Consider the following 16288-nt stretch of genomic DNA (forward strand, 5'->3'; position numbering starts at 1 on the left):
TTTTTGAATTCCAAATATAGGTGCAATAAGTGAATTGATGAAATGCCCCGCTTATTTCTTGAAAATAAAATAAACAGCCAGCACCAGAAAGGCAAAACCGATCAAATGGTTCGTCCTGAAACTTTCATTTTTAAAAACCAGAATCGTAAAAAAAGAAAAAACGATAAGCGTAATAACTTCCTGAATGACTTTGAGCTGCCACAAAGTAAAAGGTCCGCCATTTCCCACAAATCCTATTTTGTTGGCCGGAACCATGGCCATATACTCAAAAAGTGCGACCATCCAACTGAGCAGGATGATTTTCAAAAGGCTCATATTGGCAAACCAGTCATATTCTTTGAATTTAAGATGACCGTACCAGGCGAAAGTCATAAAAACATTGGAAACAATCAATAAGCCGATGGTATAAAACACTTTCATTTAGACGAATTGGATTCGGCAAATATATTCCAGATTTTGATTTGAATTTCAAAAAATCCTAGCAGAAATTACAAGGACAAATTTGCACCGAATTTGCAATGATTTGCAATAAATTATGGTAAAACATGGTTACTTATGAACTTTTCTATGTTTTTAAACCACCCAAATAGAAAGTTATAAAAACGAAAAACCCTGTATTTATCAGGGTTTCCGTGTAGTGATCGCGATAGGATTCGAACCTATGACCGTCTGCTTAGAAGGCAGATGCTCTATCCAGCTGAGCTACGCGACCGTATCTCTATAAAAATCAAAATCTCAAAATTTGGTTCACTAAAAGTTACTTGAAATTTTGAGATTAAAAAAGTCGGGGTGGCAGGATTCGAACCTGCGACCTCCTGGTCCCAAACCAGGCGCGATGACCGGGCTACGCTACACCCCGAGTATTTCAAGTTGCGGAGAGACAGGGACTCGAACCCTGGCATCGGTTTCCCGATGACAGATTAGCAATCTGCTCCATTACCACTCTGGCACCTCTCCTGTCTTCCTACTTCCATCACCATGAAAGCGGACGCAAAATTAAGTTTATACTTTGGTTTATGCAAGTACTTTTCAAAGTTTTTTCTCTTTTTCCTTCAAATTCTTTTTAACTATTTTTGTATCAGCAAACTATTAAACAGAAAAAGTGAAAAGTTTATCAGCCATTTCCATTCTTATTGTATTTATTTTATCGTCTTGTGCCTCACAACCACCAAATGTTGTCAAACAGGTTGTAAGAGATACCGTCATCATCAACAAGATTACTGAACGATACGAATCAGCGAGAATTGCAAAACTCGACAATTTTAAAATTTCCACTACGCATTATCCTGCAAAAGGTCAAGATGAACGTATACGTTTTCTGATTTTACATTATACTGCATTGGATGACGAAAAATCTATTCGTGTCCTAACTCAGCAAGAAGTAAGTTCACATTATTTGATTCCAAATGATTATTCAGATTCCATATATGTTTTAGTTGACGAAACCAAACGCTCATGGCATGCAGGTGCCAGTTATTGGAAAAATGTAAATAATATAAACTTTTCTTCCATCGGGATTGAAATCGTTAATTTAGGCTATACAACAAATACACCCGTTGCAGGAGATCCTGATGCGGCTATTACACAACGTACCTTTTACGATTTTCCCAAACATCAAATTGATAAAGTAGCGGAATTGGCGCGTGACATCATTGACCGATATAAAATTGAGCCTGTAAATGTTTTGGCTCATTCAGATATTGCTCCTCAACGCAAACATGATCCGGGACCAAAATTCCCTTGGAAACGCTTGTATGAGGAATATAACATAGGCGCTTGGTACGAAGAAGTACATAAAAACATGTTTATTTCGCAGTTTCCGTATTTGGAAATAGATTCGACCGATTTCATACGATCTGCCCAACAAGAATTGGGAAAATACGGCTACGAAATCAAAACAACGGGAATATGGGACGAACAAACCAAAAAAGTGATTACCGCTTTCCAATATCATTTCCGTCCGGAACGTTATGATGGTGTTTTGGATGCGGAAACCTGGGCGATTCTGAAAGCCTTGAATTTGAAATACAGATCCTGATTTATTTATGAAAAAACTGACTTTTCTCGTTCTGATTTGTTTCGGAATACATTTATCCGCTCAAAAATTTTCAAAAGAAGAAAAAGAATTGATTGAAACAAATCCAACTGAAATGATGCGGGTTTTTAATCGCAATAACCCTTCGGATTCTGTGGTTTTAAAATCCATTTCAACTTCTATTAAGTCCAAACATAAACTGACGAAATTGTTGGCAGAAAGAATGTTGCTTTCCGTAAGACACGAAGGCGGCGTAGGAATCGCAGCGCCACAAGTCGGAATTAACCGCCGGATGGTTTGGGTACAAAGGTTTGACAAACCGGAACGACCTTTTGAATTATTTATAAATCCGAAAATTTTATGGGCTTCTGATCTGATGCAAAAAGGCCCGGAAGGCGATTTATCTTTTGACGAAAGAGGTTTTGTCATGCGGAATTATGCCATTGAAATTCAGTATGAAAATTTAAAAGGACAAACAAAAACAGAAATTCTGGAAGGTTTCACCTCCGTTATTTTCCAGCATGAACGCGATCATCTGGACGGAATTCTATTGACCGATCGCATAAAAGAACAGGAAAACATGATTTTTGAACAAGCTTCGGGAAAATCGGACTTGTATTTTCTGAAAAATTAATCCGTAACGAAGAAATCCATTAGTTTTGCAAAATCAAAACAAACGGATGAAAAAATTAATTCTCACAGCATTATTTTTATTTTTCGGACTAACTTCCTTTGCACAGATTATTAAATATGATTCAGTGGACATGGAAAGACAGCACGCCGCACTCCCCTATTACAGCTATGGTAAAGGTTTGGGGCTGACTTCACCTGATAGTATTTTCCAATTGAACATTCGTTTCAGAATGCAAAATCGTGCGACTTTTAACCACTTTGAAGATGATGAAGAATCAATTGATGCCCAAATCAGAAGGCTTCGTCTGCGTTTTGACGGATATGTCGGGAATCCCGATTTTATGTATTCCATCCAACTTTCCTTTGCACCCGAAGATGTTGGCGAATTAGAAGAAGGAAAAAACATCAATATCATTCGGGATGCGGTAATTGTTTATAAACCTACAGATCATTGGGATTTCAGTTTCGGTCAAACCAAATTGCCCGGAAACCGTCAGCGACTGAATTCATCGGGAGGCTTACAGTTAACGGATCGTTCCATCAACAATGCCCGATTTAATATTGACAGAGATTTCGGACTTCAAGTTCATAATACAAACGAATTTGAGGATAAATTTTCCTATAATTTCCGTGGTGCGGTAAGTATGGGCGACGGTAGAAACTGGACGGACAATGAAGATACCGGCGTTGCACTGACCGGAAAAGCCGAAATCTATCCATTTGGAGCTTTCAAAAAAACAGGCGCTTATTTTGAGGGAGATTTGATGCGGGAATCCAAACCCAAATTGATGCTTTCCGGTGCTTTTCATCAAAATAATCAGGCGCGAAGGGAACGCGGACAAACGGGAAGTGAATTATTTGCAAAACGAACGATGCAGTCTGCCTTTGCAGATTTGATTTTCAAATACAACGGCTGGGCATTTATGTCGGCTTATATGAACCGTTCCGCCAAAAATCCGATTACAGTTAACCCTGAAGACCCTAATGATGTCCGATATGTTTTTGTAGGGCAAGGTGTTGATTTACAAGGAAGTTATCTTTTCAGAAATAATTTTGAAGTCATCGGGCGTTATTCCAATCAATGGGTTGACAATGAAATCCGTTCGTTTGAACCCAATACGCAACAATTCAGCTTAGGGTTGACCAAATACATTTGGGAACATGCTTTTAAATTACAAGCGGAAGCAACTTATGAAATAAAAGATTATTTCTTGGATAAAAATACCAATAATTGGTACATACGGTTTCAGGTAGAAATCGGAATTTGATTATCCGGCCTTGAAGGATGGAGCCAAGGGTCTGAGCCTGTTAGCCGGTGAGTGAGGAAAATCTGAACGCGGTTGCGTATTTGTGAAACAACGCGACACACCCAAATAAAAAAACCGCGTCCAAATCTGAACGCGGTTTCTGTAATTTATTAATTTAATTTTAAGATTCCTGTTGGGCAGATTTTCCTTTTACGGAAATCTCTACGCCATCTTTTGCTTCGTTTAAAGCAATCAGAAGTTTATCGCCTTCGGTAATTTCCGAATTGATGATTTCTTCTGCCATCGGATCTTCAATATATTTCTGAAGTGCTCGACGCAACGGACGCGCCCCATAATCTTTATCGAAGCCTTTGTCGGCGATAAAGTTTTTGGCTTCTTCGGTCAGCTCAACATGGTACCCCAAATCGGAAAGACGTTTGTAAAGTTTTTCCAATTCGATATCGATGATGTTGTAAATATCTTCTCTGGACAAAGGATTGAAGACGATGATGTCGTCAATACGGTTCAGGAATTCCGGCGCAAAAGTTTTCTTCAGAGCATTTTCGATAGTGCTTTTTGCTCGTTCGTCTGAGCTTTCTTTTTTAGCTGTGGTTCCGAAACCAACTCCGTCTCCGAATTCTTTTAATTGTCGGGTTCCGATGTTTGAAGTCAGGATGATAATAGTGTTTCTGAAATCCACTTTTCGTCCCAAACTATCGGTGATATGACCGTCATCCAAAATCTGCAATAAGATATTGTACACATCAGGATGCGCTTTTTCAATTTCATCTAAAAGAATAACCGAATAAGGTTTTCTTCTCACGGCTTCGGTCAGCTGACCGCCTTCTTCATATCCCACATAACCCGGAGGCGCTCCGATCAATCTCGAAATCGCAAATTTCTCCATGTATTCGCTCATGTCAATTCGGATCAAAGCATCGGGCGAATCAAATAATTCGGTTGCCAAAACTTTTGCAAGTTGTGTTTTACCCACACCGGTCGTTCCCAGGAAAATGAAAGAACCGATAGGTCTTCCGGGATCCTTGAGCCCAGCACGATTTCGTTGAATTGCTTTCACAACTTTGTTGACTGCTTCGTCCTGCCCGATTACTTTTCCTCTCATCAACTCGCCCATTTGTGCCAGTTTTTTGAGTTCTTTCTCAGCTACGCGATGCACCGGAATTCCGCTCATCATGGAAACGACTTCCGCAACATTTTCTTCTGTAACTGTTTCCCGATTGTCTTTCGAATCTTGCATCCAATCGGCTTGAGCTTTTTTCAGCTGGGATTCAATTTGTTTTTCTGTATCGCGAAGCCTTGCCGCTTCTTCATATTTCTGACTTTTCACGACTTTGGTTTTTTCCTCGCGAACTTCTTCCAGTTTTTGTTCGAGATCGAGAATAACCTGCGGAACTTTTATGTTTTTAATATGAACCCTTGAACCGGCTTCATCCATCGCGTCAATGGCTTTGTCCGGTAAATATCGGTCTGTTATATATCGGTTTGTAAGGTTCACACAAGCAGCAATCGCTTCGTCTGTATAATTTACATTGTGATGTGATTCATATTTATCTTTGATCTGATTCAGAATCTGAACAGTTTCTTCCGGTGAAGTCGGGTCCACCATAATGGTCTGAAAACGTCTAACCAAAGCACCGTCTTTCTCAATGTACTGACGGTATTCGTCCAAAGTCGTCGCTCCGATGCATTGTAGTTCTCCACGAGCCAAAGCGGGCTTGAACATATTGGAAGCATCTAAAGAACCGGTAGCGCCACCTGCTCCCACGATGGTATGTAATTCGTCAATGAAAAGAATAATATCATCGTTTTTTTCCAATTCGTTCATGATGGCCTTCATTCTTTCTTCAAATTGTCCACGGTATTTAGTTCCGGCTACAAGGCTTGCCAAATCAAGGGTTACAACTCTTTTGTTGTAAAGCACCCGTGAAACTTTTCTTTGGATAATTCGTAAAGCAAGTCCTTCTGCAATGGCAGATTTACCTACACCAGGCTCACCAATCAGAAGGGGATTGTTTTTCTTTCTTCGGCTGAGAATTTGAGAAACCCGTTCGATTTCTTTTTCACGACCTACAACCGGATCTAATTTTCCATCCAGTGCAACTTGTGTCAAATCACGTCCGAAGTTGTCAAGTACCGGAGTTTTGGTTTTGGCATTTCCTTTTGGAGTTGATCTCTCAAATTCGCCTGCTCCTCCCACTCTACCTTCGTCATCATCATAATTTGATTCTGCTTTTGGGTTTTCGTCAATTTCTTCGTCCATAAACTGAAAATTAAATTCTCCTTTCACAATTGCGTAATCAACTTCCATTTTTTTCAGAAGTTTGGTTACAGGATCATTTTCGTTTCGGAGAATACATAATAATAAGTGAACCGTATTTACGGTGGCATTTTTAAACAATTTGGCTTCAAGGAAAGTAGTTTTTAAAGCTCTTTCTGCTTGTTTGGTAAGTTGAAGGTTCTGATTCTGATTGGAAAAACTTTCCTTTGGCGGGGCCAAAAGTTCTATTTTATCACGAACACTCTTCAAATCCACATTTAAACTTTCCAAAATAGAAACCGCCTTACTGTCGCCATCCCGCAGGATTCCCAACAGCAAATGCTCTGTTCCTATCTGATCATGCCCCAAACGCAAGGCTTCTTCCTTGCTGTAAGCAATCACATCTTTTACTTTTTGTGAAAAATTATCGTTCATTTTATATCTCTTGCTTAACAAATATAGTTAGTTCTTTGGCTAATTCGCATAAATAATGCCATACTTATTAACTATTTATTGATAGGTTTTGTCTGCCAAAATAGGTAAAATTCAATTTGAAATCGGACAAAATTTCAGCTTTATTTGATTTCCGGTTTGAATGATTTGGGTGATCGAAGTAGATTGAACAGTCGGATATTTTTTATTTTCCAGCATTTTGAGTTTATCCTGAAGATCGTAAATAGATTTAGGACTTTTATCAGTAAGATTTTCAAATGCTTGTCGATGGATTTCTTTTTCGGATTCGGAATATAAAGTAGATGAAGAACGGACAATTAATTCTTCGCCCGAAAGGTCTTCCCGGTGTTTTTGTATTTCGTCCCAAACCAGAATTTTCTTTTCATCAGAATTTCTATTGAGCATAATCATAGTAAAAGGTTCGATTCGGTCTAAATCTATTGCATTTATAAATTGATCTATCGAATTGTATTTCAGCAATTCCAAAATAACCAAACCTCTGCTCATACGGTACGGCGGACGATGTGAATGATTTTCATAACCACCGTTCAGGATACAACAGACAAAGTTTTCAGTATAATAAATCCAGGTTCCTTCCGAAACCAAATCTACAGGACCGGTATATTTGCGACCGTGAATTTCACGTGTTGGGAAATCATCTGACGAAGGTCGCAAAATGGATTCATCACGATTTTGAGTTAGAATAAAATTTCCCGGATATTCTGAAAATATACTGACGATACACAAAATAAAAAGTTTGAACAAAATTAAAATTAATATTTTTGTGAGTAAGCTATACTGAATGAAAAATGTTTTGTGTGAACTCCTGGATAAAATTGCTTTTGTCACCCAACAATTGAAGCCCGATGAATTTTCTGAACCCCTTCCCGTTTTGATGGACAATTCAATCGGCAAGCACGTGCGCCATATTCTGGATCTCGTGGAATGCCTTTGCATTTCAATTGATTCAGGTGAAATTAATTATGATAAACGAAAACGGGATGAACTTTTAGAAAATTTGCCAGAAAACACTTTATTTAAAATCAATCAGTTAAAGACTAAAATCTCAAATCTTAATCCCAATACGAAAGTTCAGATGACACAAAGAATTTCTGATGTGGAAGTTGAATTGGAAAGTCAAATTAATCGTGAAATTCTTTACAATATTGAACATTCGGTTCATCATTTGGCCATCATCAGAATTGGGATTGCGCATCATTTTCCGCACATCATTTTCCCCAATAACTTTGGAATCGCTTATTCAACAGTCCAATACCGTGAAGAAGGCAAAGCGTAAAATTTCTGAATTTGAATATTGGCCGATGTGGCTATTTTATGCGCCTTTTGTGCCGTATTGGTTTTGGAATTCCGTAAAATCAAGGTCATTCAGTTATTTCTGCAAAGTCAATCCGGGAATGGAATTCGGCGGATTTTTGGATTATTCAAAATATAAAATTCTGAAATTAATTCCAGATGAATTCAAACCTAAAACCCAATTTATTTCAAACAAATCAGCAGTCGGAAATCTCCCCGATTTCCCGTTTGTAATTAAACCCGATTTAGGCGAAAGAGGCGTGAATGTGGAAGTTATAAAATCGATTGAAGAATGGGAAAATTATCCTTTGCAGGGAAATCTGATTTTGCAGGAATTTGTGGATTTACCACTGGAATTCGGAATTTTTCATGCTCAAATCAATGAAAATTCAGGCGAAATTCTTTCCATTACCGGCAAGGAATTTTTGGTTTATACGGCCGATGGAAATTCGACGCTGGAAGAATTTGTTTTATCAAATCCGAGAAGTATTTCGAGGCTTGATTATCTGAAAGAAAAATTCAGTGATGACTGGGAGAAAATTCACCCAAAAGGAACTGAAATTTTATTGGAACCGATCGGGAACCATAATCGTGGAACCAAATTTTATGATGCTTCCCATTTGAATTCTATTGAATTAACAAAAATCATTTCAGAAATTTCAAAAAATATTGAAGGTTTTCACTACGGACGATTTGATGTGAAGGCAAAATCAGAAGAAGAATTACAATCAGGTAAATTCATAATTCTGGAAATCAATGGTGCGAATTCTGAACCGACACATATTTACGATCCTGATTATTCATTGATTCAGGCCTACAAAGAGGTAAAACGCCATTTCGATATTCAGTATAAAATCTCAAGAAAACAGCCTAAAAATTATTCTTCCTCAGCATTTTACAAAGCAGTTTTAAAAAGAATTTTTTAGCATCAGCAAATTTGTCAGTAAAACTGTCGTCGGAACGGTTTGTGAAATTTCTGTGTAAATTCGTTGTATGCAATATCCTTTCCCGAAAAATACGCTTTATGTTCCACTGGTACTTCTATTTCTGATTTGGGGAACGTTTTTGTTGCAAAATCTGGGAGTAGGCAGATTTAATTGTTATGGAATTGTGCCGAGAAATGAGATCGGATTGCGAGGAATTTTATTCAGTCCGGTTTTTCATTCGGGTTGGAAACACATCATTAATAATTCCATTCCGTTGGCGGTGCTGAGTTTCTTTGCTGTACTTTTTTATCAGCGCATCGCTTATTACGTCATCATATTCGGGTGGATTTTCTCAGGTCTTTTTGTGTGGATTTTCGGAAATCTTTTATCGGGTGACTCCATTGGTTGCCATATCGGTGCAAGCGGACTGGTTTACCTGCTGGCTTCTTACGTTTTTTTTAGTGGAATTCTAAAGAAATCCAGAAATCTGATTGCAATTTCGCTCATTGTTGTTTTCCTCTATGGCAGTATGATTTGGGGTGTTTTTCCTGAAGAATTTCTTCCTAAATTTTATCGGGAAGACAGCAATCCTATTTCTTGGGAAAGTCATTTGGGCGGCGGAATAGTAGGATTGATATTTGCCTTTACAACCCGCAAATATGGTCCTAAACGAAAAGTCTATTCCTGGGAAAACAACTCCGAACCAGACGCACGAGAAAAATGGCTTTGGGAAAAGTACAAAGAATCTTTACCTGAAAATGAAAGGATCGCATTGGAACAGAAATATGGTGAGAATTCCGATACGGATTCCAACGAAGATAATTATTGGTTTACCAATGATTCCAGATAGCCACATAAGTTTTAGATTGTGACAATTTCGAACCTCATTAATTTTCAAAATGATTCCAAATTATCCGTCTTGATTTTAATTTTAGATTCTAAATCTCTAATTTCGTGGCATGATGAAAATTGAACATTTAGGAATTGCAGTAAAGGATTTGGGTATTTCCAATGAATTATTCGAAAAACTGCTGGGAAAACCGAGCTACAAAGAAGAAACCGTTGGGGGCGAAGCGGTAAAAACCTCATTTTTCGAAATTGGTGAGAGCAAAATCGAACTGCTGGAAGCAACCTCTGAAGACAGTCCGATTACAAAATATCTCGAAAAAAACCGTGAAGGGATTCATCACATTGCTTTTGCTGTGGATGATATGGAAAAAGAAATACAAAGGCTTAAAAATGAGGGTTTTATATTTATAAATGAAACACCTAAAGAAGGTGCCGATAACAAAATGGTCGTTTTTCTTCATCCGAAATCGACCAACGGTGTACTGGTAGAATTATGCTGTGATCGAAAATAGTTTGTACAATTTATCAGATTGTCGTAAAATTGCAGTCCCAAAAGTGGGCAGACGGCGAATCTGTAATTTTAATTTTGAATTTCGCAACTAAATGGTCCTATAGCTCAGTTGGTTAGAGCACCTGACTCATAATCAGGTGGTCCCTGGTTCGAGCCCAGGTGGGACCACAGAAAGCCACTTGTTAAGTGGCTTTTATTTTTTCTCTGTTTTGGTTTTCATTATTTGTCCTATCCGTTTCTTCAGAACGCAAAACTCCGGGACTTATGAAGTGCCATTTTGATAAAAATCCGTAATTTCGCAGAAACCAAATCAAATTAATTTTGGAAACAAACAGACAAAAGAAAGTAGCAGTCGTTTTTCAGGAAGAATTATCGGAAATTTTCCGCAAAGAAGCCATTGAACTTTTCCCTGGCAAATTGCTGACTGTATCAGAAGTACGGGTTTCGCCCGATTTGTCCGTAGCCAAAGTGTATATCAGTATTTTTCCAACTCAGGAAAAAGAACAAATCATAAAATTAATCAAGGAAAAGGCTCCTTATTACCGATCTTTATTGGCACGAACTGCTGCCAAAACCATGCGTGTCACGCCTGAACTTTTGTTTTATTTGGATTCATCTCTGGACGAAATTGACAAAATAGATCGTGCACTTCGCGGCGATGGCAACAACCCAATTCTCTAAATGAAAAATGTTTCGCTTTTTATAGCTCGCCGTTACAACACGAACACCCTGCTTATCAGTATGATTCTGATTGTAATTACGGCTTTACTCGTCGGAAGTTTGATCTATATCGGAAATTCATCGATGCTGATTATTCGTGAATTATTGTACCCGAAATCTATTTTAACCATCGGACAGCAAATATTGATTTTTGGACTAATGCTTGCGTATGTGACCACACAAACGTCAGCTATTTATTTATTATTCAACAAATTACTAAAATCTATCAATAAAAAGTCTAAACTCGGCATTGCAGCTGTTATTTCACTCATTTCAGCCTTAGCTGCCGGTTTTATTATCTATTCCGGACAGGACAAAAGCATAGGAATGAACATCCTCAAACTGGTTCTGATTTCCACCGGATTATTATCGATTTTATTCGGATTACTGACATTTATTTTTTCGAAACGCAAAATTACCGGTGTAAATATCATCACTTCTATTGCGGTTTTTGCCATAACTATTGCGACTTGTGCACTGTTTATCATTCTTTCGGTTTTCTCGGGACTTGAAAAGATGAATATTCAGTTTTTCAGCAATGTCAATCCCGATTTAAAGGTTTCGGCTGCAAAAGGAAAAGTGATTAATAATATTGAAGAAATATCTAAAAAGCTGGAAGAACATTCTGAAGTGGCATTTTATTCAAAAGTTATCGAAGAAAAGGTTTCGATTGAATTTGAGGATAAACAAGATATCGCTTATTTGAAAGGTGTGGATTCCTTTTATAAAAATGTAGTTAAAATCGACACGACTATCGTTCATGGGGCTTATCTGACTTTTGAAACACCTTACGAAATCATCGCATCAGATGGTGTGGCAAGACGATTGCAGATGTACATTGATCATCAGCGTGCAAGCCGTTTGCGTATGCCAAAACCCGGAACCGGACTGATTTCTTCTGAAGAAGAAGCTTTTAATACCGCTATCGCAAATCCGGTAGGAATTTTCATTATAAACGAGCAGTATGACAAATATATTTATTCGCCGCTGGAACTAGCGCAGAACCTATTACATCTTCCTTCAAATTCGGCTTACAGCATTGAAATCAAACTGACTCCGGGTGCTTCTCAAAAAAACGTGAAAGCTGCCCTACAAAAGGAAATGGGAGATTCGGTAGTTGTTCAGACGAGACAAGATCTTGATTCCACCTTTTTAAAAGTGATGAATGTAGAAAACCTGATTATCTATCTCATTTTCACCTTGGTAATCATTATTGCTTCTTTTAATCTGGCAGGGGCAATCATCATCATCATTCTCGATAAAAAAATTCAAATCAAGACCATGTGGAGTTTTGGGATGCAGTTATCTCATATCAAACGAATTTTTTTCCAAACCGGTTTATTGATAACCGTATTTTCAATTTTATTTGGATTATCACTCGGGACAATTCTAGGCGTTATGCAAAACAACTTTCATCTGGTAATGGCAAATGCATTTGTTCCTTTTCCTTTTGAATTCACCACGTTGAATTACATCGTAGTGATTCTAACCGTTTTATTTATTGGTGGGTTTGTTTCCTGGATGGTTTCCAGAAGATTGCCGATCTAATTAAATTTCACTTCCAACTCCTTTGCATACGGAGTTTTATCGACAATTTTCCAACCATAAGCTTTCGCAAGCAAATAAAGATCTCCCAAGTTTTCAATGAGTTGATCATGTGCTTCTTTCTGAAGTTTCTCTTTATCAATCGACTTTTCAATATGCGCCACGGCGCGGTCTTTTATTTTATTTAATTCGTCCTTATTAAAAGAATTAAAACTGCTTTGCTCCATATCGTAAAAACGGACATCCGGATAAGTATTGATCTCTAAATCGGGAACTGCGTTGATATAAATCGTCTGGTTGACCGAGTCCACTTCCACTTCAAGCTTTTTTAAATCATAAACCGCCTGAACCTTTGCATTTACAAGAAAGAGGACTTTTTTATCGAAACTGAAATAATCCTGAAGACCGGGAAAATACAAACTGTTTTTGTGCGAATAAACATCTGAAAACATTTGTTCGGCCACAATCATTTTATTTAACTTCTTGATTTCGTATGCAATTACATGGGACTCATTGGTAGAATTACTTGTCTGCATCTGCTTCATGACAAAGTACGTCAAAAGCACTCCAAAGAGAACTCCGGCAATTATGTAAATATATTTTTTCAATCTTCTGCGTAATTTGGCGTAAGCGGCATATCATTGACAATCATCAAGATATCTTCTTCCAAAGACCCGGAAACCGGACTTTCCACTATTCTGCCCACTTCTTTTCCGCCTCTATAAAAAATGATAGTAGGCAAAAACCGTACATCTTTTCCATTTTCTTCACTGTAAAAACTTCTTAGATTTTCATTTACTGCATAAGTCACCATCCTTTGTTCAGGGAATTTCGCTTCATCCAAAATTTTCAATAATCTTGGGTATTCCTTTTTCGAAGCTTCATTCCAAGTTCCCAAAAATACCTCAATTCGCATTCGTTTTAATTTCCCACGAAAATCTTTAATCATTGCCGAATTGGTTTCATAAGCGTCATATTCCATCGCAAACCATTCATTGAAAGGATTTTGCGAAAATGCCTGACGATCAACACCACCCAAAAGCATCTTGTTTCCATCCTTCAGATGAACAGTTCGATTAAATATATAAGGCCCTTCACAACCTAGTAAAAAAATCAAAAACAAACTAAAGATTATAGATTTTCTCATTGTTTAAATTTAATAGGGCTAAAGATAAAAATATTTTACCTGCCTTTAAATTTACCTTTTTCAAAATGAATATTTCCAACGGAAAAATCGGCTTTTTCTCCAATTTCTGGAAACAAAGAAGATCTTCCCAAATAATTCTTCCCTTTTTTATCAATGTCTAAATGCCCTAAATAACTGGATAAATCACCGATTTCTTCGATTCTTGCACAAAATATGATTTCCTGATTTTCTACATCCAATTTTTCTTCGAAATAAATCCCGATATCTACCAAAGACTCCGCTTCATTGGATCGAACCAAGACATTTCGCAAGACGATATCCAGGAATTTCTTGTTATTAACAGGAATTTCATGATAATCTCCTACTTCAGCTTCTTCATTCTGAGCAATTTTCTCCAAGGCAAATAAAATCGCAAGCGCATGAAACTTACGCACCTTAGTTCGCTCATAATCATTCGGATAATGCCCCGCTTCAAACAAAATAATAGGAAAACCGGCGTTCATAAAATTATCTCCGGTAGAAGTCGGATAAAATTCATCGGTAAATCGGGCAATGTTCCCTGGGATAAGCCTTTCCAAACCTTTTGCCATATAATCAATGACCGACATGGCTTTGATACGCGGTTCGGTTTCAGCTCGCTCAATGTTGGGAGAAGGCGCCAAAAACGACAAAGTCGCCGGTTTATCGGTTTCACCAACATTAAAAATCGTACGCTGATCGTGAAGATTGAAAAGAAAATCGGGTTTGATTTCGTGAACAAATGATTTTAAAACCTTGATTTCAGGTGAGGACTCCTTCAGGAAATCTCGATTTAAGTCAATTCCAGTCGCATTTCTTCTGCTGTACATAGTCGATCCGTCGGGATTGAGCATCGGAATAAAATAAAAACTTATCGATTCCAATATTTTTTTACATTCAGTTTCTTTCAGTTTGAGGAATTCAAAAACATCGAGCATCGCTTTGGTTCCGGTCGTTTCATTTCCGTGCATTTGCGACCAAGCCAAAATTTTTGTTTTTCCGCTTCCGATTTTTAAAACATAAATATCATTTCCTAAAAAGGATTTTCCAATTCGCTTTTTTTCAGAAAAATTCTCATCAAGGTAATTTTTCAACTTCAAATAAGGTAAATATTTGGATTCCAAACCTTCCACACGAATTGACTCATAATTTCTCTGAAATTTCTCCAATAGATTCATAAAACGAAGGTACAATTTTTAAAAAGCATTTTTTAAGCGATTTAAGCGATTCAAATTTTTTGAATGAATTCTCCATCAAAAATTAAAAAATCTCTTCTCAAAAGCAATGCGAAATCAGGTTTACATTTGTAATTTACATTTGTAATTGTTTTTACACGAAATAATGTCAGTGTATAAGAATATTATTTCATTAATCATAATATAAATCATTAATCAAATGGAAATGAGGTCACAATATGGACTTATTTAAAGTTAAATGCTAATTTAACTTCAAGTAAAAATGTCAGGAAATGTGGAAAACGAGTTGTTGTAAAATGTAAATTATTGGTTTATATTTGTAAAATGGAACTGAAAAATAGAATTCTTGAAATCATCGAAAATTCGGGGCTCACACCCTCCGAATTTGCCGATAAAATTGAAGTGCAGCGCTCGGCGATTTCTCATATCACTTCGGGACGAAATAATCCGAGTTTGGATTTTCTGATCAAAATCAAAAATGCTTTTCCCGAAATTGATACCGATTGGTTGATTTTTGGGATCGAAAAAGAAGAGATTTCAGACGATATTTCAGACGAAATAGAAAATACGGTAAGCTCGGCGACCTCCCATCCTACCCTTTTCGATTTGTTTGAAACGGATGAAACTGTTGAAGAAACGCAATCGAAAGAAGAAAACTCGCGGAATATTTCCAAGGACAAAAAAATGGTAAGAGCTCTTTTATTTTTTAGTGACGGAAGTTTTGAAGAATTTGTTCCTTCCGAATAATCAGATATTCGAAATATCGCTACATTAGTAGGAATTATGAACTTTTTAGCGCATCAATATTTATCGTTTCAAAATCCTGAAATTCAAATTGGCAATTTATACGGCGAAATCGTAAGAGGAAAAGATTTTGAGAATTTTCCGGGCAACATCCGCAAAGGAATTCTTTTGCATCGCGCCATTGATACTTTTACGGACGCCCACGAAATCGTAAAGAAAAGTTCGCAAAAATTCCACGAGAATTATGGAAAATATTCCCCGATTATCGTCGATGTGATTTATGATTATTTTCTGATTAAAAATTGGAAAACCTATAACGATCAGGACTTTGAAACCTTTGTTTCGGATTGTTATGCTTTGTTTCAATCCGAACTCCGAAACTTCCCCGAACAACTTCAATTCATTGTAAATCATTTGATTAAATACGATTGGTTTCACAATTATCAAACGCTTGAAGGGGTTGAGTCCACTCTCAAAGGCATAAGTCAGCGTAGTAAATTTGAAAATAATATATATAAAGCTGTGCGGGAAGTTCAATTGAATTATGAAGAATTGAATGAGGAATTCAATTTATTTTTTCCTGAACTCATCAATCATTGTAAATTATTCCTCGAAATCTGAAGCAAATTTTTAGTTTCCGCCGATTGTCGTATTTTTAGCCGTCAAACAGAA

The 16288-nt window shown here is 37.2% G+C and carries 17 protein-coding genes and 4 tRNA genes; 12 read left to right on the forward strand and 9 right to left on the reverse strand.

Annotation, left to right across the window (positions count from 1 at the left end; all coding sequences use genetic code 11):
• Nucleotides 1–51 precede the first annotated feature (51 nt).
• The 4 genes from WBF63_RS11125 to WBF63_RS11140 form a co-directional block, all read right to left on the reverse strand.
• Complete coding sequence (locus WBF63_RS11125; RefSeq protein WP_424369796.1) at nt 52–420, reverse strand: DMT family protein; 369 nt, start codon at nt 418–420, stop codon at nt 52–54.
• Nucleotides 421–638: 218 nt separating this feature from the next.
• Nucleotides 639–712: transfer RNA gene (locus tag WBF63_RS11130), tRNA-Arg, on the reverse strand.
• Between the two features lie 72 nt (nt 713–784).
• A tRNA-Pro gene (locus tag WBF63_RS11135) sits at nt 785–859 on the reverse strand.
• Nucleotides 860–873: 14 nt separating this feature from the next.
• Nucleotides 874–957, reverse strand: a tRNA-Ser gene (locus WBF63_RS11140).
• A gap of 145 nt (nt 958–1102) precedes the next feature.
• On the opposite strand from WBF63_RS11140, the gene WBF63_RS11145 reads away from it, so the two are divergent.
• From WBF63_RS11145 to WBF63_RS11155, 3 genes are read left to right on the forward strand one after another with little or no spacing between them, the layout of a single operon-like run.
• Nucleotides 1103–2038 (forward strand): N-acetylmuramoyl-L-alanine amidase, encoded by a 936-nt coding sequence (locus tag WBF63_RS11145; RefSeq protein WP_424369797.1) that lies wholly within the window; start codon nt 1103–1105, stop codon nt 2036–2038.
• A 7-nt stretch (nt 2039–2045) separates the two neighbouring features.
• On the forward strand, nt 2046–2669 hold the full coding sequence (locus tag WBF63_RS11150; RefSeq protein WP_424369798.1) for a peptide deformylase: 624 nt from the start codon (nt 2046–2048) through the stop codon (nt 2667–2669).
• Between the two features lie 46 nt (nt 2670–2715).
• Nucleotides 2716–3936, forward strand: coding sequence for a porin (locus WBF63_RS11155; RefSeq protein ID WP_424369799.1), 1221 nt, complete (start codon nt 2716–2718; stop codon nt 3934–3936).
• A 160-nt stretch (nt 3937–4096) separates the two neighbouring features.
• On the opposite strand, the gene WBF63_RS11160 is transcribed toward WBF63_RS11155, so the two are convergent.
• Nucleotides 4097–6628 carry an ATP-dependent Clp protease ATP-binding subunit gene (locus WBF63_RS11160; protein WP_424369800.1) on the reverse strand — a complete coding sequence of 844 codons (2532 nt, stop codon included), beginning with the start codon at nt 6626–6628 and terminating at the stop codon, nt 4097–4099.
• Nucleotides 6629–6739: 111 nt separating this feature from the next.
• Complete coding sequence (locus tag WBF63_RS11165; protein WP_424369801.1) at nt 6740–7411, reverse strand: NRDE family protein; 672 nt, start codon at nt 7409–7411, stop codon at nt 6740–6742.
• 37 nt (nt 7412–7448) lie between these two features.
• Here WBF63_RS11165 and WBF63_RS11170 point away from each other — a divergent pair, with 37 nt between their 5' ends.
• From WBF63_RS11170 to WBF63_RS11200, 7 genes are all read left to right on the forward strand, one after another.
• Nucleotides 7449–7943 (forward strand): hypothetical protein, encoded by a 495-nt coding sequence (locus WBF63_RS11170; protein WP_424369802.1) that lies wholly within the window; start codon nt 7449–7451, stop codon nt 7941–7943.
• Nucleotides 7924–8886 carry a D-alanine--D-alanine ligase gene (locus WBF63_RS11175; RefSeq protein WP_424369803.1) on the forward strand — a complete coding sequence of 321 codons (963 nt, stop codon included), beginning with the start codon at nt 7924–7926 and terminating at the stop codon, nt 8884–8886. Before WBF63_RS11170 ends, WBF63_RS11175 begins: the two co-directional genes overlap by 20 nt.
• Nucleotides 8887–8953: 67 nt before the next feature.
• A complete protein-coding gene (locus WBF63_RS11180) occupies nt 8954–9736 on the forward strand; it encodes a rhomboid family intramembrane serine protease (RefSeq protein WP_424369804.1) in 783 nt (260 codons plus the stop codon).
• 112 nt (nt 9737–9848) lie between these two features.
• Nucleotides 9849–10247 (forward strand): methylmalonyl-CoA epimerase, encoded by a 399-nt coding sequence (gene mce, locus WBF63_RS11185; protein ID WP_424369935.1) that lies wholly within the window; start codon nt 9849–9851, stop codon nt 10245–10247.
• 93 nt (nt 10248–10340) lie between these two features.
• Nucleotides 10341–10414, forward strand: a tRNA-Ile gene (locus tag WBF63_RS11190).
• 153 nt (nt 10415–10567) lie between these two features.
• Entirely contained in the window at nt 10568–10927 is a 360-nt protein-coding gene (gene rbfA / locus WBF63_RS11195; RefSeq protein ID WP_424369805.1) for a 30S ribosome-binding factor RbfA, read from the forward strand.
• A complete protein-coding gene (locus tag WBF63_RS11200; RefSeq protein ID WP_424369806.1) occupies nt 10928–12514 on the forward strand; it encodes an ABC transporter permease in 1587 nt (528 codons plus the stop codon).
• Here WBF63_RS11200 and WBF63_RS11205 read toward each other — a convergent pair.
• From WBF63_RS11205 to WBF63_RS11215, 3 genes are read right to left on the reverse strand one after another with little or no spacing between them, the layout of a single operon-like run.
• Nucleotides 12511–13119 carry a DUF4230 domain-containing protein gene (locus WBF63_RS11205; RefSeq protein ID WP_424369807.1) on the reverse strand — a complete coding sequence of 203 codons (609 nt, stop codon included), beginning with the start codon at nt 13117–13119 and terminating at the stop codon, nt 12511–12513. The two genes, WBF63_RS11200 and WBF63_RS11205, sit on opposite strands and share 4 nt — an antisense overlap.
• On the reverse strand, nt 13116–13658 hold the full coding sequence (locus tag WBF63_RS11210) for a hypothetical protein (protein WP_424369808.1): 543 nt from the start codon (nt 13656–13658) through the stop codon (nt 13116–13118). Before WBF63_RS11210 ends, WBF63_RS11205 begins: the two co-directional genes overlap by 4 nt.
• 35 nt (nt 13659–13693) lie before the next feature.
• On the reverse strand, nt 13694–14854 hold the full coding sequence (locus tag WBF63_RS11215) for a M14 family zinc carboxypeptidase (protein WP_424369809.1): 1161 nt from the start codon (nt 14852–14854) through the stop codon (nt 13694–13696).
• Nucleotides 14855–15196: 342 nt separating this feature from the next.
• On the opposite strand from WBF63_RS11215, the gene WBF63_RS11220 reads away from it, so the two are divergent.
• Together WBF63_RS11220 and WBF63_RS11225 are read left to right on the forward strand one after the other, a co-directional pair.
• On the forward strand, nt 15197–15619 hold the full coding sequence (locus WBF63_RS11220) for a helix-turn-helix domain-containing protein (protein WP_424369810.1): 423 nt from the start codon (nt 15197–15199) through the stop codon (nt 15617–15619).
• A 36-nt stretch (nt 15620–15655) separates the two neighbouring features.
• Nucleotides 15656–16237 (forward strand): ACP phosphodiesterase, encoded by a 582-nt coding sequence (locus WBF63_RS11225; RefSeq protein ID WP_424369811.1) that lies wholly within the window; start codon nt 15656–15658, stop codon nt 16235–16237.
• Nucleotides 16238–16288 lie beyond the last annotated feature (51 nt).

Origin of the sequence: Moheibacter sp. (assembly GCF_049672845.1) — a bacterium.
Taxonomy (GTDB): Bacteria; Bacteroidota; Bacteroidia; order Flavobacteriales; family Weeksellaceae; genus Moheibacter.

Bases quoted from the DNA above. Each gene is read 5' to 3' on its own strand.
- WBF63_RS11125 (WP_424369796.1), bottom strand. From the start codon at position 420: ATGAAAGTGTTTTATACCATCGGCTTATTGATTGTTTCCAATGTTTTT.
- WBF63_RS11150 (WP_424369798.1), top strand. From the start codon at position 2,046: ATGAAAAAACTGACTTTTCTCGTTCTGATTTGTTTCGGAATACATTTA.
- WBF63_RS11155 (WP_424369799.1), top strand. From the start codon at position 2,716: ATGAAAAAATTAATTCTCACAGCATTATTTTTATTTTTCGGACTAACT.
- WBF63_RS11160 (WP_424369800.1), bottom strand. From the start codon at position 6,628: ATGAACGATAATTTTTCACAAAAAGTAAAAGATGTGATTGCTTACAGC.
- WBF63_RS11170 (WP_424369802.1), top strand. From the start codon at position 7,449: ATGAAAAATGTTTTGTGTGAACTCCTGGATAAAATTGCTTTTGTCACC.
- WBF63_RS11180 (WP_424369804.1), top strand. From the start codon at position 8,954: ATGCAATATCCTTTCCCGAAAAATACGCTTTATGTTCCACTGGTACTT.
- mce (WP_424369935.1), top strand. From the start codon at position 9,849: ATGAAAATTGAACATTTAGGAATTGCAGTAAAGGATTTGGGTATTTCC.
- WBF63_RS11200 (WP_424369806.1), top strand. From the start codon at position 10,928: ATGAAAAATGTTTCGCTTTTTATAGCTCGCCGTTACAACACGAACACC.
- WBF63_RS11210 (WP_424369808.1), bottom strand. From the start codon at position 13,658: ATGAGAAAATCTATAATCTTTAGTTTGTTTTTGATTTTTTTACTAGGT.
- WBF63_RS11215 (WP_424369809.1), bottom strand. From the start codon at position 14,854: ATGAATCTATTGGAGAAATTTCAGAGAAATTATGAGTCAATTCGTGTG.
- WBF63_RS11220 (WP_424369810.1), top strand. From the start codon at position 15,197: ATGGAACTGAAAAATAGAATTCTTGAAATCATCGAAAATTCGGGGCTC.
- WBF63_RS11225 (WP_424369811.1), top strand. From the start codon at position 15,656: ATGAACTTTTTAGCGCATCAATATTTATCGTTTCAAAATCCTGAAATT.